The sequence below is a fragment of the Paenibacillus sp. J31R98 genome (genome assembly GCF_056269245.1).
In genome coordinates, this window is record NZ_JBWDNO010000008.1 from 96,235 (window position 1) to 117,769 (window position 21,535).

21 protein-coding genes are annotated in these 21,535 nt (G+C 54.5%); 15 read left to right on the plus strand and 6 right to left on the minus strand.

Going from position 1 to position 21,535, the window contains the following annotated elements:
• Positions 1-31: 31 nt before the first annotated feature.
• Positions 32-217 carry a hypothetical protein gene (locus AC0YNX_RS24565; RefSeq protein WP_475818329.1) on the plus strand — a complete coding sequence of 62 codons (186 nt, stop codon included), beginning with the start codon at positions 32-34 and terminating at the stop codon, positions 215-217.
• A gap of 173 nt (positions 218-390) precedes the next feature.
• On the opposite strand, the gene AC0YNX_RS24570 is transcribed toward AC0YNX_RS24565, so the two are convergent.
• The 5 genes from AC0YNX_RS24570 to AC0YNX_RS24590 form a co-directional block, all read right to left on the minus strand.
• The gene (locus tag AC0YNX_RS24570; protein ID WP_475818330.1) at positions 391-1,599 is read right to left on the minus strand and encodes a magnesium transporter CorA family protein; all 1,209 of its coding nucleotides are present in this window, start codon (positions 1,597-1,599) and stop codon (positions 391-393) included.
• A gap of 169 nt (positions 1,600-1,768) precedes the next feature.
• On the minus strand, positions 1,769-2,545 hold the full coding sequence (locus AC0YNX_RS24575; RefSeq protein ID WP_475818331.1) for a sigma-70 family RNA polymerase sigma factor: 777 nt from the start codon (positions 2,543-2,545) through the stop codon (positions 1,769-1,771).
• Entirely contained in the window at positions 2,545-3,018 is a 474-nt protein-coding gene (gene rsbW / locus AC0YNX_RS24580; RefSeq protein ID WP_475818332.1) for an anti-sigma B factor RsbW, read from the minus strand. Before rsbW ends, AC0YNX_RS24575 begins: the two co-directional genes overlap by 1 nt.
• A gap of 42 nt (positions 3,019-3,060) precedes the next feature.
• The gene (locus AC0YNX_RS24585; protein WP_475818333.1) at positions 3,061-3,384 is read right to left on the minus strand and encodes an STAS domain-containing protein; all 324 of its coding nucleotides are present in this window, start codon (positions 3,382-3,384) and stop codon (positions 3,061-3,063) included.
• Positions 3,385-3,467: 83 nt separating this feature from the next.
• A complete protein-coding gene (locus AC0YNX_RS24590; RefSeq protein WP_475818334.1) occupies positions 3,468-4,598 on the minus strand; it encodes a GntR family transcriptional regulator in 1,131 nt (376 codons plus the stop codon).
• A gap of 467 nt (positions 4,599-5,065) precedes the next feature.
• On the opposite strand from AC0YNX_RS24590, the gene AC0YNX_RS24595 reads away from it, so the two are divergent.
• From AC0YNX_RS24595 to AC0YNX_RS24660, 14 genes are all read left to right on the plus strand, one after another.
• Positions 5,066-6,697: a hypothetical protein gene (locus AC0YNX_RS24595; RefSeq protein ID WP_475818335.1), complete on the plus strand. Its 1,632-nt coding sequence runs from the start codon at positions 5,066-5,068 to the stop codon at positions 6,695-6,697.
• 115 nt (positions 6,698-6,812) lie between these two features.
• Positions 6,813-8,579, plus strand: a complete 1,767-nt coding sequence (locus AC0YNX_RS24600; RefSeq protein ID WP_475818336.1) for a type 2 periplasmic-binding domain-containing protein — start codon at positions 6,813-6,815, stop codon at positions 8,577-8,579.
• 75 nt (positions 8,580-8,654) lie between these two features.
• Positions 8,655-9,635: an ABC transporter permease gene (locus AC0YNX_RS24605; protein WP_475818337.1), complete on the plus strand. Its 981-nt coding sequence runs from the start codon at positions 8,655-8,657 to the stop codon at positions 9,633-9,635.
• Between the two features lie 15 nt (positions 9,636-9,650).
• Positions 9,651-10,529, plus strand: coding sequence for a carbohydrate ABC transporter permease (locus tag AC0YNX_RS24610; protein ID WP_475818338.1), 879 nt, complete (start codon positions 9,651-9,653; stop codon positions 10,527-10,529).
• Between the two features lie 6 nt (positions 10,530-10,535).
• The gene (locus AC0YNX_RS24615; RefSeq protein ID WP_475818339.1) at positions 10,536-12,230 is read left to right on the plus strand and encodes a hypothetical protein; all 1,695 of its coding nucleotides are present in this window, start codon (positions 10,536-10,538) and stop codon (positions 12,228-12,230) included.
• 3 nt (positions 12,231-12,233) lie between these two features.
• Positions 12,234-12,995, plus strand: a complete 762-nt coding sequence (locus AC0YNX_RS24620) for a phytanoyl-CoA dioxygenase family protein (RefSeq protein ID WP_475818340.1) — start codon at positions 12,234-12,236, stop codon at positions 12,993-12,995.
• Between the two features lie 15 nt (positions 12,996-13,010).
• Complete coding sequence (locus tag AC0YNX_RS24625; protein WP_475818341.1) at positions 13,011-14,216, plus strand: enolase C-terminal domain-like protein; 1,206 nt, start codon at positions 13,011-13,013, stop codon at positions 14,214-14,216.
• 336 nt (positions 14,217-14,552) lie between these two features.
• Positions 14,553-15,077, plus strand: coding sequence for a general stress protein (locus AC0YNX_RS24630; RefSeq protein WP_475818342.1), 525 nt, complete (start codon positions 14,553-14,555; stop codon positions 15,075-15,077).
• Positions 15,078-15,375: 298 nt separating this feature from the next.
• Positions 15,376-15,900: a sigma-70 family RNA polymerase sigma factor gene (locus tag AC0YNX_RS24635; RefSeq protein ID WP_475818343.1), complete on the plus strand. Its 525-nt coding sequence runs from the start codon at positions 15,376-15,378 to the stop codon at positions 15,898-15,900.
• A complete protein-coding gene (locus tag AC0YNX_RS24640) occupies positions 15,897-17,036 on the plus strand; it encodes a hypothetical protein (RefSeq protein ID WP_475818344.1) in 1,140 nt (379 codons plus the stop codon). Before AC0YNX_RS24635 ends, AC0YNX_RS24640 begins: the two co-directional genes overlap by 4 nt.
• On the plus strand, positions 17,033-17,998 hold the full coding sequence (locus AC0YNX_RS24645) for an ABC transporter ATP-binding protein (protein ID WP_475818345.1): 966 nt from the start codon (positions 17,033-17,035) through the stop codon (positions 17,996-17,998). Before AC0YNX_RS24640 ends, AC0YNX_RS24645 begins: the two co-directional genes overlap by 4 nt.
• Positions 17,995-18,846, plus strand: a complete 852-nt coding sequence (locus tag AC0YNX_RS24650) for an ABC transporter permease (RefSeq protein WP_475818346.1) — start codon at positions 17,995-17,997, stop codon at positions 18,844-18,846. The genes AC0YNX_RS24645 and AC0YNX_RS24650 overlap by 4 nt, the downstream gene beginning before the upstream one ends.
• Positions 18,847-18,863: 17 nt before the next feature.
• A complete protein-coding gene (locus tag AC0YNX_RS24655) occupies positions 18,864-19,790 on the plus strand; it encodes an ABC transporter ATP-binding protein (protein WP_475818347.1) in 927 nt (308 codons plus the stop codon).
• Positions 19,783-20,517, plus strand: coding sequence for an ABC transporter permease (locus AC0YNX_RS24660; protein WP_475818348.1), 735 nt, complete (start codon positions 19,783-19,785; stop codon positions 20,515-20,517). Before AC0YNX_RS24655 ends, AC0YNX_RS24660 begins: the two co-directional genes overlap by 8 nt.
• Before the next feature lie 96 nt (positions 20,518-20,613).
• Here AC0YNX_RS24660 and AC0YNX_RS24665 read toward each other — a convergent pair whose 3' ends face one another.
• Positions 20,614-21,483 (minus strand): AraC family transcriptional regulator, encoded by an 870-nt coding sequence (locus tag AC0YNX_RS24665; RefSeq protein WP_475818349.1) that lies wholly within the window; start codon positions 21,481-21,483, stop codon positions 20,614-20,616.
• Between the last annotated feature and the right edge of the window lie 52 nt (positions 21,484-21,535).

Sequence of the window (21,535 nt, forward strand, 5' to 3'; positions counted from 1 at the left end):
TCCGTTAGAGAAGGCGGGGCGAAGCGGGAGAGTGTTGGTTCTGAGGAAGCGCGAAGGTGAGACGGGAGTTAGTGGAGAAGCTGGCGCGGGACGCGGCGGAAGTGTGTTGGTTCAGAGGGAGCGCGGAAGTGTGACGGGAGTTAGTGGAGAAGCAAGCGATGGGGCGAAGCGGGAGAGTGTTGGTTCAGCGGAGGCGCGAAAGTGTGACGGGAGTTAGTGGAGAAGCGGGCGTGAGACGCGGCGGGAGAGTGTTGGTTCAAAGGGAGCTTGAAAGTGAAACGGGAGTTAGTATGAGAAGCTGGCGCGGGGCTAGGCGAGAGAGTGCTGGTTCAGCGAAAAACGCAAAAAGCGGGAAGAGCGCCCCATAGCGCCTCTTCCCGCTCTCGATTGCTAACGACTCGACCGCGATGGCAGCGGAGCGTCGTGTTCGTCGCGGCTGTTCCCGCCGCCGCCGGTCGCGCCGCCTGTGCCCTGCGCGCCGCGCGTGCGGCTGCTGCGGCTCGGCAATGGCCGCATGTCGTCGCCAGCTGCGGCAGCATCGGCGCGCGAAGAAGAGCCGACGATTTCGCCCTTGTGACGGCCGTTCAGCAGATCGCCGGTCCAACCTTTGTGCCACAGCCACCAGTAGATTAGCATGGTGACGACGACGATGATGGAGCAGACCGCGACGAAGCCCCATGGCTCGCCTGCCCAAGGAATGCGCTTGAAATTCATGCCCCATACCGCGCCGATGACCGTGGCGGGCATGAACAGGGCGGTGAAGATCGTTAGCGTCTTCATAATATCGTTGCCGCGGAAGTTCGAGATGGCGTCGTCCATCATCAGGAGCGTGTCGATCTCCATCGCATAATGGCTAAGCAGTGCTTCAATGCGCTCAAGCTTGAGCTCCATCCGCTTGTACTCTTCCTGCTCGAGCAACGTGTCCATGAATGCTTCCTTGGCCGCGCCTTGAATTTCCTTGATCGGAATGAACAAGTGGCTCCAATGCAACAGCTCATATCTCCGTTCGAAGATGCTGTTCATGAGACCCGTGCGATTCTTCCGGCGCATCTTGTGCTCCAGGTCGCCAAGCCGCGTCTCGAAACGGTCGAGTCCGGCGTGGAACGTCTCCAGTATGGAGCCGAGAACGACGAAGAAGCCCTCCGGTGCACTCTGACAGCGGTTCAGCTTGTCCTGCCATGGGTCGAGCTGCAGCCGAACAGATAAGCGCATGTCGCCGGCAAGCGTCACGAGCCGAGCCTCCGTTACGCGAAAATGGAGCGGAAGCAAATCGCTCTCGTCATCCGACACTTGAAACATAAGCGTTCCCTGCAGCACGGATTCGCCGCCGGCCAGCTCGCTGACGATAATTTGGTTGTGAGTGTTACCTTCAATATCGCTTAACCAGCCGGCAAGCTCAGGGTAAGCCTGCTTCAAGGCAGCGGCGCTTGCCTGCTTCGCCTCAGCCTGCTCCTCGGCATGTTCCGAGAGGAAGGCATCGGCTGATCCGCCGCCGGCAGCTCGGCTGCTGCTGCGGCTGAGGCCGGATGATTCCGGCCGCTGCTCGTTAAGCACAAGCCATTCCCATTTGGGAGGAAACTGCAGCAAACGATGCATCATGGTTTAGAAGCCTCCTGCGTGTCCGTTCATACGTGTTGCTACCATCATAACGCGAACAATACGCAGAGTACAACTCCAGAGCCGACAAATTTATCCAAAATGGCTTCAAATCACAAAAGAAGCGCGCCATCCGCGGTTCACAGTGTCGTGCCGCAAGGATAGCGCGCTTCTAATCGTCAAGCTCTTCTTGTTCGCTTAATAGCTTCTTCAGCTTCGTCGTCGCCCTCCGCTGAATACGGGAGATGCTCATCTGCGAGATGCCGAGCAAGTCGGCGATTTGCCGTTGCGGCAGTCCATCCTGATAAGCAAGCAGCAGCACGCGCTGCTCCGCCGGTTCAAGCTGCTTCATAGCGGCTTGTAGATCGAGCCGCTTATCGACGCTCTCGAAATCATCAAGCGGAGATCCGAGCAGATCGCCGAGCGTCGAGTTGCTGTCCTCGTCGGATATTGGCGTATCGAGAGAGACGTAGTGATACAGCTCGCGTCCAGCGAGAATTTCGGTTGTTTCCTCGACGGATAGCTCCATACGCTCCGCGATCTCATCCATTCTCGGGGAGCGTTCGAGCGTAACGGTCAATTCGTCAATGGCTTGCTGAAGCGCGATGCCTTTCTCCTTAATGCGGCGGGGAACCTGGACATACCACGACTTGTCGCGAAGGAAGTTCTTCATATGGCCGATAATGCTCTTCATCGCATAAGGCTCGAACTGCACGCCAAGCGTGCTGTCGAATTGGCTGAACAGGCGAAGAAGCGCCATCTGGCCGATCTGCATCAAATCCTCGTACAAGTCAGGACGGTTACGTGATATTTTACCGGCAGCCATTCGAACCATAGGCTCATAATGGACGATCAGAAGCTCAGCGGTCTCATTGTTCGGGTTGTTCTGATAGGCCGTAATGAGTTCGATGCCGTCCGCGCTCCGTTGATTAGCCGGCTGCGTGCTCATTAGAGATCACCGCTTCGGATGAGCCGTTTCGTCAGCACGACCTCGGTTCCCATCTCGCTGCTCACGATAACGTCGTCCATTAACGCTTGCATCAAGTAGAGGCCGAGCCCGCCGGCTTGCAGCTCATCGATCGTTTTCCCGTCCACAGGCTGTGACTGCCTCGATGCCGCCGCAGCATCGAAGCTTGTTCCCTCGTCCTTCACAATGATGGAGAGCGCATCGTACTTCTTCACGAAACGCACTTCAATCTGAGGCATGCCGGCCCCTGTAAGAACCGCACTGCTCCGCATGTCGCCATACGCATGAAGCACAGCATTGTTGCATGCTTCGGACACAGCTACTTTCATATCTTCGATTTCCTCGTATGAGAAACCGATTTTGGCTGCAAGGCCGTAGAGCGTCAGCCGTACCAGATCAATATATTCCGCAGCTGCTGGCACTTTGAGCGTGATTAAGTCTTCATTAGCGTTCATTGTTGTGAGTTCCTTTCTGAAGGCTGGTCGTAGACTATCGCCTTAGGCTTGTTTCAGTAGAAATGGCGTAATGCCTGTCATATCAAACAGCTTGCGAATATGCGGGGGCACTGCGGTTACCGTGAAGGGCGCTTCTTTGGCATGTCGGGCTTTCAATACCGAAACAAGAATCCCAATGCCCGTGCTGTCAACGTAGCGCAGCTCCTGCAGATTCAGAATCAATTCGCGATCGGTCAGTTCGATGAGCGGGGTCATTGCCGCACGCATCTGCACGGCCGATTCCAGGTCAAGCTCGCCGCCGATATAGACGGTGCACTTGCCCACCTGATTTTCCGTTCGCAGCACTAATTTATCGTTCTGTTTCATCGCGCAACGCTCCCAAATCTAATAAATTTCTATAAAGCGTATTACCCACGCATGATTCTTTTGAATCAGATAAGAGTTCCAAGTTATGTAAAATCCGCCGGTGCCGCTGTCGTTCCTCCTACGACAAGCCGAGGGGGCAGCACGATCTTCTTGCGCTCCTGATCCGGATTCTCGGCGAGCGAGAGAAGCAGCTTCGTTGCTTGTATGCCGATCTCTTCCTCCTGTTGTAGGACACAAGACGGACGTTTCGCCCAGCGATAGGAATGCTCCAAATCATCGAAGAAAATAACGGACAACTGCTCGGGAATCGAGAATTCCAGCCGTTCCGCCGCGGCGATGACTTTCAGGCCGAGCGAGGAGTTGAGCGCGAAGACGGCAGTCACATCGGTGCTCTCACGCAGAAATCTCTCAATCTGCAGCCGATCCGTATTGGTGAAGACAAGTCTCGGATCGCTAGGAATACCGTTGTCGGACAGCGCTCTGCGGTAACCTTCAAGCCGGTCCTCCATGCTCGATGTGCCTTTGGCCGGAGCAGTCAGGAAGGCGATGCGCCTATGACCGGATTGAATGAGATGGTTCGTCGCTTCATAGGCGCCGCCAAAATGATCGGAGCAGACGCAGTTCGTCTCAAGCCCTTTCAAATAGCGGTCTATGACGACGATCGGATAGCCGCGAAGCGACATTCGCAAAATATCTTCGTTATAGCTTTCTCCTTCTATAGGGTAAACAATCACACCGTCCACGCCAAATTCGTCAGCTTCTGCCAGAAGCGTGCATTCGGTCTCTACAGACTCATGCGTGAGCGACACGATAACCCGATAGCCTCCCAGCGCAGCTTCCTGCTCAACGCCTTTCACCAGATTGACCATGTAGGCCGTCTTGAGACTGGGAATCATCAAGGAGATCAGCTTCATCTTGCGCGGCTTCACAAGAGCAGCGGCGGATGCGGTGGCAGGAGGATAGAGGACCGGTTCTTTGCTCTGCGGCCCATCGGAAACAAAGGAGCCTTTCCCTTGAATGCGATAGACCGCTCCTTCCTCGACGAGGGTGGACAATGCGCCTTTCACCGTAATGCGGCTGACGCCGAAATGCTCCGCCAGCTCGTTCTCAGAAGGCAGTCGCTCTCCGGGCTTTAGCTTGCCTTCTGTAATTTGGTCGGCGATGTAGGTGCGAATCTGCGTATATAAGGGCACTCGCTTCACTGGAACGGACATCTTAAGTCTCCCACTCTCTCCTACTTGCTATGATATCTCCGCGAAACGCAAGCTTTTGCTGTAAGGACTGGCGATAGCCGGATTCACTTGATATATTGAATATACAACTTTTAACAAATCATTCAAATCTTTTTCTTTACAGCATAGAAGGATGGGAGTATGATTCAGATAAATGAATATTGTCAACAATCCATTGAGCAACAGTTGTATATTTGATATAAGCAACTTGTTCAACCCTTCAATGTTTAGCCCTCAACGTTTATTCTTCTCGGATGTATAAGCCCAACCCACCTCACAGCGCCATGAACTCCATGAGTATTTCTATTGCTAGCCTGCCACTTTAAACGACCGCAACACACGACAGACAACCCAATATTTTCTCAGTAACCACAAAATGTAAGCGCTCTATTCACATGACAGTCTCCATGATCAGCTACTTGCTTGTTTGCCGATTCCACATGAATCACATGCGAATTCGTCAGGGGGAGTTAATGATGGTAATGGGTGTAAAGCTGCAATCAAGGCCGAAGACTTACTTCTTGCAGGAGGCGATTGAACGAGGGTTCAGCGCCATTGCGAACCGGCTGGATCGAGAACAGAATTACCGGCCGTATTTCTTGCTTCGCCTGAAGCCGGAACCGAAGCTGGAGCATCATATTTGGGACCTTGGCGATATGTGCAGCCGGTTCACGGATGCGTATTTGCTGGGCCGTTCGGTGACGGGATCATCTGCCTACAAGGAAGAAGAAGAGGCGCTTCGCGCAATGCTAGACACGTGCGATCCGTTTCTCAATCCGTTCATGGCTGGCCGAATGCTGCTTGCTTATGTCGATCTGTACCTCGATGCTCCGAGCGAGGAGCGCCGGGAAACCGTGGAGCGATTAGCCGCTTCGATCCAAGGCAATGTGCAGCATGAAGGCGACTATAGCTATTGGTTCAAGAACGCAGACGGCTGGAACACGATGGAGCATGCGGTATTCGGCGATTTCAACGGCTACCCGACATTCCCGCTCGGAGGCATTATGCTGGCGCTGGCGCGTTTCACGGAAACCGTCAACGATTCACCGGATTGCGAAGATTTGCTCGACCGGATGTGCCGGTTCGTGCTGAATGTCAGCGGCACCTTTGAAGCTGATGGCCGCTATCAAGGGCATACACACTCCGGCGGCATTCTGACTGCAGCTGTAGCGATCATGCGCCGCGCGCTGCGTACGAATGATGCTGCAGTTGTACAGCAGATGAAGAGCGTGTTCGACTGGACCATGCGCTTCTCGAGCACATGGGGCTGGGTGCCGGACGGCGTTGGCCCGGATGATGCTTCCTGTGAATCTTGCACGATTACGGACGCCATTCATCTTGGTCTGCTCATTGCTCGCCATATTGACGAGAGCTATTACGCAGTTCTGGAGCGGTTCGCCCGCAACCAGCTGCTTGAGAATCAATTCGTACATACCGATCCGATGCTGCCTCAAGGCGATTTCCCCGAGAAATTGATCCTGGAGCGCGCGCTCTATGGCAGTTGGGCTTCTTGGTCGAAGCCAGGTTCGCTCGACAATTGCAGCGAGAGCGTCGAGGGCTGCTGCTTAGGCGCAGGCATTCGCGCTTGCTACCTCCTCTGGGATGACATCGTGACGAAGAAGGACGGCATCGTCAGCGTGAACATGGCGCTGAGCCGCAATAGCGAGTGGGTGGAAGTGATCAGCTATCAGCCGTATGAAGGCAAGCTGGAGCTGCTTATTCATGACGCCGAAGCGCTGCGCGTGAGAATGCCGGAATGGATCGCTCGCGAGGATGCAGTGCTGTCCGTTGATGGCGCGGCATTGCCGATTCTTGCAGACGATGGAGGCTACATTCGCCTCGATGGCCTGCAGCCGGGACAACTCGTTCAGCTGCTCTACCCGCTGACGACGGTTGAGACGGTTGAACGCGTATCCGGCAGCGATTACAACGTTCGCTGGCGCGGCGATACCGTGTTGTCCGTGACGCCATCCGGTCAAATCTATCCGATCTATCAGCGGAAATGGATGGAGCAAAGCAACGCTCCGATGACGCAAGGCATCCCTTATGCGGACCAGCGCGGGGGCAATGTGCATTGGTAGAATTTGAGTAAGGGGGGAATGGCTGCGGCTGGAACAGACAGGCTCGGCGGGGAAGACCGAAGCTTCAAACTGATGTTTGCATGAACCACCTATCACATATCCAGGGGGAATTACTGTGAGAATCCGTCAAAATGTAGGGATTTTGCTTACTGCAGCTTTTACGGTAGGTTTGGTCGGATGCGGCGGCAACAATGGCAACAATACCAGCGACAGCAGCAATAGCGGCAATTCAACGAGCAATGTGGCCAATTCCACGAATACAACAAACTCCACGAATACATCCAATTCATCGAACAGCAATAGCACGAATTCGACGAATACGTCGACAAACTCGTCCAGTGAGGAAATCGGCACAGTCGATAGCTTGAAGGTTACCGCGTTCAACTGGGGCTGGGACAACGCCGACCCGGCGAAGGACATCGTCCTGCCGGAGCTGAAGAAGCGCCTTGGCCTGAAGGACTTGACGTATGACGTCATCAAGACAGGCGGCTACGACGATGTTGTGCAGAAGCTGCAGCTGTGGGCATCCACGGGTGGCTCTGACTGGCCGGATATCGTCACAACCGGAGCGGACTCCAGGACGAAGCTTATTCTGAACAACCTCGGCGAAAGCGGCAAGCTCGAAGACTTAACGCCATGGCTGGAGAAATATCCGAACGTGAAGAATGCCGTGGAGAAGCTGCTCCCGTTCACTTCCGACGCGCATGATGGCAAAATCTACAGCATCGCGCAGAACTTCTCGAACATGCAGGCGTACGCCATCGACCAGCCGACCATCTGGATTCGCAAGGACTGGCTCGACAAGCTGAACTTGCCTCTGCCGAAGACGGTGGACGATCTGTACAATGATCTGAAGGCGTTCAAGGAGCAGATCAAAGACGTCAACGGCCAGCCGGTCATTCCCTATGCGGCATTCGGCGAGAACTTCCGCAATATGATTAAGCTCTTCTTCCCGCCGGACCAGAACGATGGAACAGGCGTATGGTACACCGATGCGGATGGCAAGCCAGCCCGTTCCGACGTCAGCCAGCCGGAGAATCTGATCCGAGCGCTTACGTTCTACAACAAGCTGTATAACGAAGGCTTGATTGAGAAAGAAGCATTCACGCTCAAGCAAGGTCAGATCGACGAGAAAGGCAATCAAGGCCGCTACGGTGCCGTGCATGGCGCATATTGGGAACAAGCCAATCCGTTCACGGACAGCATGAAGAAGACCGATCCGAAGGCGCAGTTCGTCGGCGTGCAGCTGTATGATCCGACAATCGCTTCCGGCCCAAGCCTGCCGAAGTTCAGACTGGAGGCATGGAGCCTCTGGGCGGTGAAAGCAGGACTGCCGAAGGAAGAAGTCAATACATTCTTCAAGACGCTGGACTACATCCTCTCTGAGGAAGGCACGATTCTGACGAAATACGGCATCGAGGGTCAGCAGTGGGAGCGCAACGCCGATGGCAAAGTCGTGGATACGAAAGCGTTCTTCGACGAAACGTCCGGCGACTGGAACAAGCGCGCGCACTTCGGTATCGATGTGTACTCCTTCATACCTAACTATGAAGCGCTCATCAAGAACCAAGCGCCAACCGGCTATGAGCTGCGCGAAGATATGATTGAGACGTGGAAGAACCTTGGCTCCAAGTTCCCAACGGAATACGTGACAGATCCACAGCGATATGTCGAGCCAGGCGATGTCGAGAACAAAGCGACAGTCGGCCAGAGCGAGCGTTATAAGCAAATGGTAGCAAAGGCAATAACGGCGAAGAATCCGGACGGCATCAAGAAGCTGGTCGAGGATTGGGGCAAGAACGTCAAAGCGCTTGGCTATGACAAAATCGTTGCAGAGCGCGAGGAATCAGCGAAGTCGATTCACCTTGAGAACTTGAAGTAATCGTTTCTGTGGGGGAGCGCCGCTCTGGCGCTCTCCTTGAATCATTCCTTGGCAAGAAGGAGGACTAAAGAACCGATGACAACTCTCGCAGAAAGCCAGACGAACACCGTAATGGAACCTCGGCGCAAGGCAATGACGAAGCGGATCTTACGCAAAATGTGGGAGCAACGCTGGCTTTATATTTTCACCATACCGGGCATCATCTTCTTCCTCTTGTTCTCGTATTATCCGATGGTCGGCATCATTATCGCTTTCCAGGACTACAACCCGGTCAAAGGCTATACGGGCAGCGAATTCGTCGGTCTAGAGAATTTCAAAACGATCTTTAATCTGCCTGACTTCACGAACGCGCTTCGCAATACGATTATAATTAGCGGTCTGAAGCTGCTGATTGGCTTTCCGGCTACCATTCTGTTCGCGCTGCTCATTAACGAGATTCATCAGACGGTATTTAAGCGCTTCGTGCAGACGATCAGCTATTTGCCGTACTTCATCTCTTGGGTTATCGCTGCAGGATTGTGGTACAAGATGCTCTCCCCGGACGGCGGACTCATTAACGAAATGCTGACGCGCATCGGCTTCTTGAACGAGCCGTTCTACTTCATGGGCAGCACGGATGCGTTCCTGCCAGTCGTCATCTTCACGGAATTATGGAAGAATATCGGCTTCAACGCCATTATCTACTTGGCTGCGCTGTCTGGCATTGATCCGCATCTGTACGAGGTGTCCAGCATCGACGGGGCAAGCCGCATCAGGCAAATTTGGCATATCGCGCTTCCGGGCATCCGCGGCACGATGGTGCTGCTGTTCATCTTGAGCGCCTCCGGTCTAATGAGCGCGGGCTTCGACCAGCTGTGGACGATGGGGAACCTGCAGGTGCAGGAGGTTGGGCAAATTCTCGATACGCTTATCTTAAGTTATCTGCGTAATTCGGGCGGCTTCATGGGGCTCTCGCTCGGCGCAACAATGGGCGTGTTCCAAGCGACAGTCGGACTTATTCTGTTCCTCGTCTGTAACTTTGTTGCCAAGCTAATCAAGCAAGAGTCGCTCATATAGGGGAGGAGTGCCGGCATGCAGAGATCACGGGGTGAAAAATGGTTCAACGGCGTCAATATGCTGTTCATGCTCGCTTTTTCGTTACTGTGCTTGTATCCGTTTATTTATATTCTGGCCATCTCCTTCAATGATGCGATGGATGCGCAGAAGGGCGGCATTTATATTTGGCCCCGCATGTTCAGCTTGGAGAACTACAACGTCATCTTCAGCGATCACAATATCTTCATCGCCTACGGCGTCACCGTCGCTAGGGTTGTCGTCGGCGTCATTACGCAGGTGCTGCTTGTAGCGATGTTCGCGTATGTGCTCACGAAGAAGAACTTCCCGTTGCGCAAGTTTCTGAACTGGTGGATTGTCATTCCGATGTTCCTCAGCGGCGGACTGATTCCATTCTATATCACGCTGCAGCAGCTTCATCTGCTCAACAGCTTCTGGACGTACATTATCCCTGGCTTGTACGGCGCATTCAACATTATGCTCGTGCGCACATTCATGACCGAGCTGCCTGAAGCGCTGGAGGAGTCGGCGAAGATCGACGGCGCGTCGGATGCGCGAATCTTCTTCAGTATTATCTTCCCGCTGTCGAAGCCGGTGCTTGCGACGGTTGCGCTGTTCGTCGGCGTCAACCACTGGAATGACTGGTTCACAGGCTTCACCTTCATCTCGAATACGAAGCTGTGGACGGCGCAGAACCTGCTGCTCTTCCTCATTCAGTCGAATGAAGCGTCCAACCTTGCGGTGCTGAGCAAGATGCATCAAGGCGCGGTGACCGTTACGGCGGAATCGATCAAGATGGCGATGCTGATCGTCACGACAGCGCCGATTCTATGTATCTATCCGTTCTTGCAGAAGTATTTTGTCAAAGGCATCATGCTAGGCTCATTGAAAGGATGATCGAAGATGGAACAAGGCAAGCTCGGTAAGTTAGACAAGTTAGGCAAAACGATTGACTATCGGGATCTGGCAGCCCTTGCTATCAATCATTACGAGCAGATGCTTGATCCGGACTATCATTACCTGCCGTACTTCTTCGCGAAGATCGGCAGTGACGAGTCGTTCGCATGGCATAGCGAATGGGACTTTGGCGACGCGGTAGGTAGGTTTCTAGATGCTTCGATTCTGTGTGGCGAGATCATCGGCAAGCGGATCGGACGCGAGGCGGAGGAGCATTTGAAAGAAGCGCTCCGCTGGATGCAGAGCGAGTCCGATGGTCTGTTCTACCGGATGAGCAACGAGTGGGGCGTGCCTGCGGGAGCGAATATGTTCGATCAGCGAAGCGTCTTCCTTGGGCTGCTCAGCTGGCATAAGTTCGATCAGGATGTAGAGGCGCTGGTGCGCATCGAACGCATGCTGAAGGGGATGCGGGCAATAGCGGTGGAGCGGGACGATTACATCTGCTATCCGTTCGAGACGTATGTGCCGGGGATGGCGGTGCCGGAGCAGATGTACACCGAGCATGGCTTTATCGTCGAACCAACGCATTACGGCGGCGGTGTGTTCATTCTGCCGCTAGCGATCTATTACGAGCGTACTGGCGATCCGCTAGCTGCGGAAATGCTGGAGAAACTGACGAATTTCGTCGTGTACCACTCGAAGGTATTCGCTGAGGATGGCAGCTTCTGGTCGCAGGGACGATACCCGGATGACGGGCATTTCCATTCGAAAATGGGCGCTGTCGCAGGCATTCTCCGCTATGCGATCTTGTTGCAGGACCGAACGCTGATCGACTGGTGCCAGAAGGTGTACAACTGGGCTTGCTCGATGGGCAGTACATACGGCTGGTTCCCGGAAGGCACGGGCTTGAACGGCGAAGAGCCGGTTGATGAACGGTATCGCTGGCTGCCGGGCGTCATTCAGCACAGCGAAACGTGCTGTACGACGGATATGATTCATACGGCGATTTACCTTGCGAAGAATGGCAATACCGCTTGCTGGGACGATGCGGATCGGTTCGCCAACACGCTTGTCGCCTCGCAGGTAAGGGATATTTCGTGGGCGAAGACGGTGACGGACAAGGAAGAGACGAAGACAAGAACGTATCGTGACGTGCCGGAGCGCTATCGCGGGGGCTTCACGGGGCGGATGAACCCAAACGACTTCTCGAACGGGGGCAAAGTGGATACGATGGCTTGCTGCTGCGCGGCAGGCGGACGGGGCTTGCACCTGGTTTGGGATCATGCGACTTCATGGGAAGGGGACCGTCTCTACGTCAACATATGGCTGAATAAGGCGAGCGAGGATGTACGCATGGAGTACGGTGTGCCGGAGGAAGGCGTACTGTGCGTAACTCCGTTGCGTTCTAGCGATGTTTATATCCGTCTTCCAGGATGGCTGAAGGCGGATGAGCTGAAGTGCCAGGCGCCAAGAGGGCTAGCGGCTTCGGCTGTGGTGGATGCTGGCTATTTCGTTGTAACGGGCCTTCGAGCTGGCGAAACCGTGGCGCTTACGTTCGAGCCGAAGCTCGTGGAGCATACCGAAGTGGTAGCAGGCAAGCCGTACGAGGGAGCATGGATAGGCAATCGCCTGTTCGATGTAAAGCCGCATGGCGTCATGCCGATGTACAAAGCTCTCGTAATGGAGTTAGAGGAGGAGTAAACGATGAGTCTGACATTGAGCGAGCAAGTCGCCGAGTTCGAGCGCGACGGCTATCTGATTGTGAAGCAAGCGCTGAGCAAGGAGCAGGTGTCGTTGTTGATTGATCGCGTCATCGCGATTTCTGAAGGTTTCACGACGCGTGAAATTCCGGACATTATCGACAGAGATGAGGCTTTCGTGCCTCTGCTCGTCAACCCGCCTGTCTTTAACGTGATGCGCGCTCTGATGGGACCGAAGCTGCAGATGGAGAGCGTCAATGCGACGCGGATTAAGCCGGGCAAAGGGATGCCGGTCGGCTGGCATATGGACTCGCATGTGTATCCGGAGCCGCTGCCTCCGCATTGGTACTTCCCGGTCTCGATCAACTGCGCGTATTACCTCGATGATATTACGCAGGAGAAAGGGCCGCTCGTCGTCGTGCCCGGTTCGCATAAGAGCGGGAAGAATCCGCCGGATGGCCAAGATTACTTCGAAGGCCAAGTGGAAGTGCTTGTGGAAGCGGGAGATGCGGTCATCTTCCATGGCGCGCTCTGGCATGCGGCGCTGCCGAACGTGCATCCGACCGAGGAGCGTCGAGCTTTGTACTACAATCACTTACAGTCGTTTTGCAAGAACCGCGTCGATAATTTCATGGGCGAACGCTCGCAGCAGCTGCGCGAGAGCGGTCCGTTCTACATTCAGCAGATGCTCGGCAAGTTCGATGGCTGGCATGAAATCCCAGCAGATGCTGAAGAGCAACTAGCGAGCCTGCAAGGTTCGAAGTGAGGAGCTGCCGCTTGCATGGTGGAACAATTGCAAATTAGAGATGTCCGCGTCATTCTAACCGCGCCGGATGGAGTCAATCTCGTTATCGTGAAGATCGAAACGAATGAGCCCGGTCTCTACGGCCTAGGCTGTGCAACGTTCACGCAGCGCCACCTTGCAGTGGCGACTGCGGTCGAGCAATACTTGAAGCCGTTCCTGATCGGCAAGGACCCGCGACGCATCGAAGATATCTGGCAGACGGCGATGGTCAGCGGCTATTGGCGCAACGGACCGGTGCTGAACAACGCCGTCTCCGGCGTCGATATGGCGTTGTGGGACATTAAGGGGAAAATGTCGAATCAGCCCGTATATGAACTGTTCGGCGGCAAGCTTCGCGAAGCGGCGGCGATCTATCGCCATGCGGACGGACGCGATCCGCAGGAGGTCGAAGACAATGTGCGCGCCTTCATGGAACAGGGCTGCCGCTATGTCCGCTGCCAGCTTGGCGGCTACGGCGGTCAAGGGCATAAGCTGCACCAGCCTGACCACGTGCTGCCCGGCGCTTATTTCGACCCGGACGCTTATGTGCGCAGCGTGCCGCGCATGTTCGACCATCTGCGCGATAGTCTCGGCTTCGAGGTCGAATTGCTGCACGACATCCACGAGCGGATCGTGCCGATCGAAGCGGTGCGGCTCGCGAAGCAGCTCGAGGAGCATCGGCTGTTCTTCCTCGAGGATGCGCTGCCGCCGGAGCAGCTCGACTGGTTCCGCCATATTCGCGGACAATGCGCGACGCCGATTGCGATGGGCGAGCTGTTCGTCCACTCCGCGGAATGGATGCCGCTCGTGACGGATCGGCTGATCGACTTCATCCGCTGCCATATTAGCGCCATCGGCGGGCTGACGCCTGCGAAGAAGCTCGGCACGATCTGCGAAGCGTTCGGCATTCGCACGGCTTGGCATGGTCCGCCGGACTTGTCGCCGGTCGGTCAAGCGGCGAATCTTCACCTCGATCTGTCGAGCCCGAACTTTGGTGTTCAAGAATGGAGCGCGCTGTCAGAACGGATGCACGAGGTATTCCCGGGTAGCCCGACCATCCGCAATGGCTACGCGTATGTGAACGACAAGCCGGGGCTAGGCGTTGACATTGACGAGCAGAAGGCAGCGCAGTATCCGTGTCATGACGTGCTGCCGGGCTGGACGCTGTCGCGCATTCCGGACGGCTCGCCTTCGCGGCCTTGATAACCTGTTTACTCGCCTAGCGGGCTGGCCGCCTGCCGCCAACCTCGCGCTAACGAATCGTATAGCGCTTATTTAGCCAATTTCGGCTGGTTGAATTGGCTAACGAACTGGAGACACGCTATTGCCCTGATTTTGCCGCCGAAATGGCTCAAAAGAGTGGAATAACGTTATCTGAGTTCGTTAGAATTTCAAACCCGCCAAACTTGCTCGAATAACGCCTCCTGAGTTCGTTAGAGAGGGAGCAACAAGGATGGGCGGAGAGGATTCCGGTTATTTCCTCCGCGAACAGGGCATACCAAGGGTGGTATAGTTTAGCGGTATGCGGAGGCGAACGAATTGACTTACAGAATTGGGATTTTCAACACGGAGAACGAAGCGGTTGAAGCGGTGAACGCGCTTGAGAAAGCTGGCTTCACGCGGAATGAGCTGAGGGTGATCACGAAGGATCGGGACCATTCGAGGCGCATCGAATCGGAGACGGATGTCCATGCCGATGAGATGACGGACCTCATGCTGACCCGCGCTGCTGCTGATGAGCACAACAATAACGATCTTGGCGTCGCTGCGCCGGTTCCGGTCAGCGGGCTGAATATGGGCGTCTTTGGCGGAGTGGCGTTCCCGAATAACGGCATCTTGGCCGCAGCCGCTGGGTATGACAGCGACTCGACCATCGAAGCCGCGCTTATCGATATCGGCCTTGATGAGGGCGATGCTGGCGCTTGCCGAGATGCGCTTGCTCGCGGAGCGATATTGATCGCTGCCAATATGGGCGATAATCAGCTCGCTGACGGTCCGGATTTGTCGGTCGGCGGCACGGCGGAAGCGGTATTCCGCGACAGTGGAGCTGAGCGTATTTTGTAGTTTTTTTGGATGGCATTCAAGATGCGACAAGCTATAATCAGTTGGATGCGCGTAAAGCATCCGAACAAGGCTAAGGACGATAATCAACCGGGTGGCGCAGGTGGCGCTGCTCGGTTGATTTTTTTTGTCTATGTATAAGAAGACGCCGCTGATTGAATAGCTATAATGGATATATCCATTGAATTATTTTTCGTGCTCACGCAAAAAAGTTCTCGCCATGCTGCTGCGAAACTTTTTTCGTGCTACATGCTATATTTCACCCATACCCAACGTCTTACTCTATGAAGGAGGCGAGAGCATGCCGAACGAACAGATGCCGGCCCGATTTCAACAGATATTTCGGGAGCATTATCCACCTGTGCTGCGCAAGATCATTGGTCTTATTGGAGACCGCGCCGCGGCGGAGGACTTGGCGCAGGAAGTGTTTATCAGATTGTACCGCAATCCGCCGGAAGATCTGGAGAGAACGGGACCTTGGCTGCACCGCGTAATGACGCGTATCGTATATGACCATTACCGCAAGGCGGGAAGGTTGAATGACTTGAATGAGAAGCAGCAGCATGAAGCGCTGTCGGATGAACAGACTTATCCGTCCAATGAGGCGGTTGTTATTCAGAGCTGGGAGCGGGACGTTGTGCGTGGCGTGCTGAATAAGCTATCCGAGCGGGACAGGCAGGCGCTGCTGTTGAAGGAGCAAGGCTACAGCCATGCTGAAATTGCCGAAGCGCTGCAAGTGAATCCGAAGATAGTCGGAACGCTGCTCATGCGAGCGGCCAGCCGATTTAAGAAAAATATGTTGTCCGAGGAGGTTATGGAGCAATGAAACAACCAAAACGTGTAGATGAAGAGAATCAAGGGCTGAATATAACGGAAGACGATGTGGAGCTGGCGTTGAACCGACTGTTCATGTCCGTGAAAGAGGAAGAGGTCGCGCCAGTCTGGCTGAAAGAGAAGCAAATGCCAGCAACAGGGCTGCGTGAAGAGCAACCAGAGGAAGCGAAGGAAGCATCGCCGAAGCAGGAGCAAACTCCAGCTCAAGAGATTGCAGAGGTGTCACCGCAATTCAACACTATTAATGAAGCAAAAATTTCGCGCAAGCGTTCGAGCCGCTTCAAGCGGAGATGGGTATCAATCGCATCGGCTGCGACGGTTGCTGGCGTGCTCTTGTTCTCGTCTTGGGGTCAGGATGTCATGGCATCGGTGATGAACACGTTCCGCGTGCAGCATTTTCAAACGGTGTCCATCAGTGAAGCCGATATGCAAAGCTTCCAAGCTGCCTTGCAGGACGGAACGGTGGGGACTCGCCAGTTGGACCTGAAGCGCTACGGTGAAATCGAGCAGACAGGCGGCGGCCAGGAGCGGACTGTAAGTGAAGCGGAAGCGGCTGCACTTGCCGGAGACCGTCCACTGAAGGCACTCTCAGTCAAAGGGAAGTCTGTCATTCACTACATGCCGGAGCAGCAAATTACGTTCAAGCTGCATCCGAAGGCGATCAATCAGATGATCGCGCTGCTCGGCGGCAAGACGGAGTTCCCGAAATCGGTTGAGGATTCGCCGATCAAGCTGACGATTCCGGGCACTTTCGTCACGCAAAGCACGGACGAATCTTCGTCGAAGCGGCTTACTCAGCTGCCTAGCCCATCGCTGGATGTGTCAGACGACATAGATGTCGAGCAGATTCGCCAAGCCGTGCTTGATTTGCCGATGCTTCCAGATGATATGCGGACGAAGCTTGCCGGCATTGGCGATTGGCGCCATACGCTGCCGGTGCCGTCGTTCTCCACAGATAACGTGCACACGACGAAGATTGAAGGTAATGAAGCGATTGTGACAGACTCAGGCTATAACCGCTCGGTTATCTGGTTGCAAGATGATTGGGTTTATCAGCTAAGCGGCACGGTGAAGGACTATCCGACGGAACAATCCATTATTAATGAAGCTCAAGGAATGATGAAATGATGATTTTGCAGACAGATCGCCTGTCCAAAATGTATTCATCGGGCACAGGCTGCTCGAATATCTCGCTCAGCATCAAGCAGGGTCAGATATTCGGGCTGCTCGGACCGAACGGGGCAGGCAAGAGCACGTTTGTGAAGATGGTGGTCGGCCTCCTTCGCCCGGACAGCGGCAGCGGCACGCTGTTCGGCAAGCCGATCGGCGACCCCGAATCGCGGGTGAAGCTCGGGTATTTGCCCGAGCTGTTCCGCTTCCAAGATTGGCTGACCGGCGCGGAGGTGCTCCGTTACCATGCCGGACTGTGCGGCATGACGCGCGGACAGACGAAGTCGGCTTCTTTCGCCGCGCGGATGAAGGAAGTCTTCCGCATCTGCGGGCTGAACGAGCGCGGCAATGACCGGGTTCGGCAATATTCCAAAGGCATGCAGCAGCGGCTTGGACTTGCGTGCGCGCTGCTCATGGACCCGGAGTTCATCATTCTCGACGAGCCGTCATCGGCGCTTGATCCGATCGGACGGTATGAAGTTCGTCAGCTCCTTGAACAGCTGCGTTCAGCTGGGAAGACGGTCTTCTTGAACACCCATCTGCTTGAAGATGTCGAAGCGGTATGCGACGAAGTCGCGTTCTTGCATAAGGGGCAGCTTCGCGCAAGCGGTTCGATGCGCGACATGCTGCAACGAGGCTTGAACTGGGAGCTTTCGGTCAGCGGTTGGCTGCCGGAGTTACAGGAGGAGCTGCGTGAGCAACTGTTGCCTGGGATGACGGCCGAAGTCGCGAAGCAAGCTGCGGATGGCAGCGCCGTCTTGAAGGTGTCTGCGCAGGACCGCGAGCAGATCGGCTATCTAATTCGCTTATTAGTTGAAGAAGGCGTAACCGTCTATGAAGCGGTGCCGGTCCAAGGCAGCTTGGAAGCATGGTTCCTCTCCATGTCGGGCGGGGAAGCGGCAGGAGGTGCGCGCACATGAGCTGGATCTCTTTTGCAGGCAAGGAATTGTTTCGCAAACGGATATTGCCGGTAACGTTCGTGCTGTCGATGCTGTTCGTCTCGCTCTTCATCTTCGGCGTCTACAAGATATCGACCAATTTCGAGGGCCATCAAGTCACTCTCACCGGGAACGTCGCCGACAGCATTATGCTGATGTCACTCGGGCTGCTTTTCTCCCAGATGATTATCGCGTTCTTCATCCTCTTCACGACGATGGGCGCGATCTCCGGCGAGGTTGAGAATGGTCTGATGCTGGCTGTTCTGTCGAGGCCAATCGCAAGATGGCGCGTATACCTTGGCAAGTATATCGGATACGCGTTCTGGCTGGTGCTGTACGCGGGCATTATGTTTTTTGCGATATTGCTGCCGGTTCATTATTTGCTGCATTTTCCGGTATTGCCTTTGATCTTGCTGAAGACATTTCTACTGTTTATCTGGATTCCGATGCTGCTGCTCGGCGTATCGATGCTTGGCTCGACTTATTTGCCGATGCTTGGTAATGGCGTTGCCTGCGCGATGTTGTATGGGCTTAGCATGTTCAGCGGCTTCGCCGAGAATATATTCAGTCAGAAAGGCGAGAATGAAATGGCCAGCCAGTTTGCATTCGTGCTGAAGCTATTGATGCCAGCCAATGCGCTGCTGAATCGGATCACGTTTGAGCTGCTGGATGGGCTGCAGCTACCGGTGCCGACGCAGGCGATGGAGAGCATGGGGCCGTTCGCTGTGTTTAACGTACCAAGCGGTGCTTTTATCTTGTATACCATTATTTATTTCATCGTCATTCTTGCGCTTGGCTGTCGTGCCTTTCGTAAGAAGGACATCGCTTAAAGGGGAGTTTAAAGACAATGAACGATGTCATTCTGCAGGTCCGTGGACTTTGCAAGCATTATAAAGGAGTCAATGCGGTAGACGGTATTGATATGGCTCTGCAAAGGGGCGATATTTACGGCTTTCTCGGGCAGAACGGCGCGGGCAAGACGACGACAATCCGTATGATGATGGGGCTCATTCAGCCAACAACTGGCTCTGTCGAGCTGTTCGGCGAGAAGATTGGGAGAGGCAAGAATCCGGTGCTGCGTAAAGTTGGCTCCGTTATTGAGTATCCGGGCTTCTATCCAAACTTGACGGCAATCGAGAACCTGGAGCTTCATCGCAAAATGATGGGTGTTCGAGAGTCCGATGTGACCGAGGATGCCCTTCATACGACAGGGCTGTGGGATGCGCGCAATCGCAAAGCATCGAATTTCTCGCTTGGCATGAAGCAGCGCCTTGGCATCGCTCGCGCGATTCTTCACCGCCCTGAGCTGCTGATTCTGGATGAGCCGACAAATGGTCTTGATCCGATGGGGATTAAGGAGATCCGGCTTCTCATTCAAGAGCTGGCGCAGAAGAGGAAGATTACGATTCTCGTCTCCAGCCATATCTTGAGCGAAGTGGAGCAGCTGGCGACGAAGGTCGGCATCATTCATCGCGGCAGGATGCTGGAGGAGACGCCGATGCAGCTGCTGAAGGAGCGGAACCGTCAGTATATCAGCCTGCAAGTGGATGAGCCGGAGCGTTCGAAGGAGCTGCTCGCGAAGGAGATGGGCATTCAAGATTGCCGGCTTGATGAGGACGGCTGGCTGCGCATCTACGATGACGGCCATATGCCTGGCGAGATGAATCGCTTGCTCGTACGCGAGGGGATTCTCGTGAACAGTCTCCACGCGATGAAAGACTCGCTCGAGGATCACTTCGTTCGCTTGGTGGAAGGCGGTGCGGTACATGCTTGATCTGATTGCTTGCGAATGGCTGAAGTGGCGCAGATCGCGCATGCTCTGGCTGATTCTTCTCGGGGCGCTGCTGCCAGCTGTGCTGAATTTCTTCGTTGAAGTGCATAACTCAGGCACCGGCGCAGAGTTTGGGTGGAAAGGCTATTTCGGCGATAATCTCATGATGATGATGATGCTTATGTGTCCGGCCTTATATTCATTATTAATTGGTTACTTGTTCGCACGTGAGTTCCAGGAGCGTACCGTCAATAATATGCTGACAGGACCCTACTCGCGTAACCTGGTACTGGCTGCAAAATTCATTATAGCTGTCCCAGTGCTCGCATCCGTACTCATTCTCTCGTTCCTGCTGACGTTCGGCTCTGCCTTCGTGTTCACGTCAGATCTGCCGTCTGCTTCTGTTTTCTGGCATGCGCTCGGCAAATACGGTTTGCTCCTCGTCCTTGAATATGCGCTCGTACCGATAGCGGCTGCAGTTGCGCTGCTCTGGCGCAGCTACATCCCGGCGATGGGGCTCGGCGTATTCGCGGTCATCTCGGAGCTGACGATCATGCAGTCCAAGTACATTATGTACTATCCGTGGAGCGCTCCGCTGAACATGCTCGACACGATGAACGAGCACTACAAATCGACTTCGACCGGCATCATAACGATGTGCGTCGCTTTCATTGTACCGCTTCTCTTTATCTTGACGTACTTCCGCAGAACGGATGTACACAGCGGATAAATAGTAGCTAGCTTGTGCACCAAGAAAAAACTCACTGTCCATCAGGGCAGTGAGTTTTTTCTGTGCTTGTTTGCGCCCTTGGCGTACGAGGCGGCGTTAAACCTCAGATTCCCGAAAAGACTGAGGCGACTTCCCCGTGTATTTGCGGAACGTCCGAGAGAAGTAATGGACGGAGCTGAAGTGGTACTTGTCTGCGATTTGCATAATGCTGAGGTTAGAAGAACGCAGGTCTTCCTTCGCTCTGCTGATGCGGAATTGATTGATGTACTGGATCGGCGATAAGCCGGTTGTACGTTTGAACAGATCGAAGAAGTAGCCTCTACTGACGCCGAGCGAATCGGCGTAACGCTCAATGACCATATCTTCGCCGCTGAGCAGATCAACCTCCATTCTCTCCAGCAGCTTGCTGATGCGAGGATCCGGGATATGCGATTCTTGCAGCGAGTACGTTAAGAAGTGATGGATGAATTCGGCAAAATGGCTCTGAGCCGTCATGCTTCTCAGAAAGGTCCGCTCATTCGTATGCTCATTCGAGATAAAGCTTCGCTGAAGCAGATCGGTCCAGTTCAGCAGCGATGCGCTCACGTTTGAAATTTCGGGCAATGGGAAAGGGAACTTCTCGCCGAGCAGTTCCGTCCTCAGCAAACTGCGATCGTAGCAGATCGGGGCTGTTTCATCCTCGAATACGGCTGTGCGATCGACGTAAAACCAATCGAAATAGCAGCATACTTTCGTCATCGGCTCGTCCTTATCCGCGATCCAGTCATGGGGTTGTCCCGGCTCCATATAGACCATCATGCCTGGGTAGACTTCATATTGGTCGCCTCGCAGCCGGAAGAAGCCTTGTCCCTCCGTGATGATATAGATGGAGCTCGTATAGACGTAACGATTGAGGCTGGTCTGCCCGCGATAGAACGAATATTTGGTAGCGTAGTAGACATAAGGGTGGAATTTAGAGAAGTCCATCGCAGCCGAGTCCCTTCTTCATAGTGTGCTCGATTCATGTGCTTGATTGAAT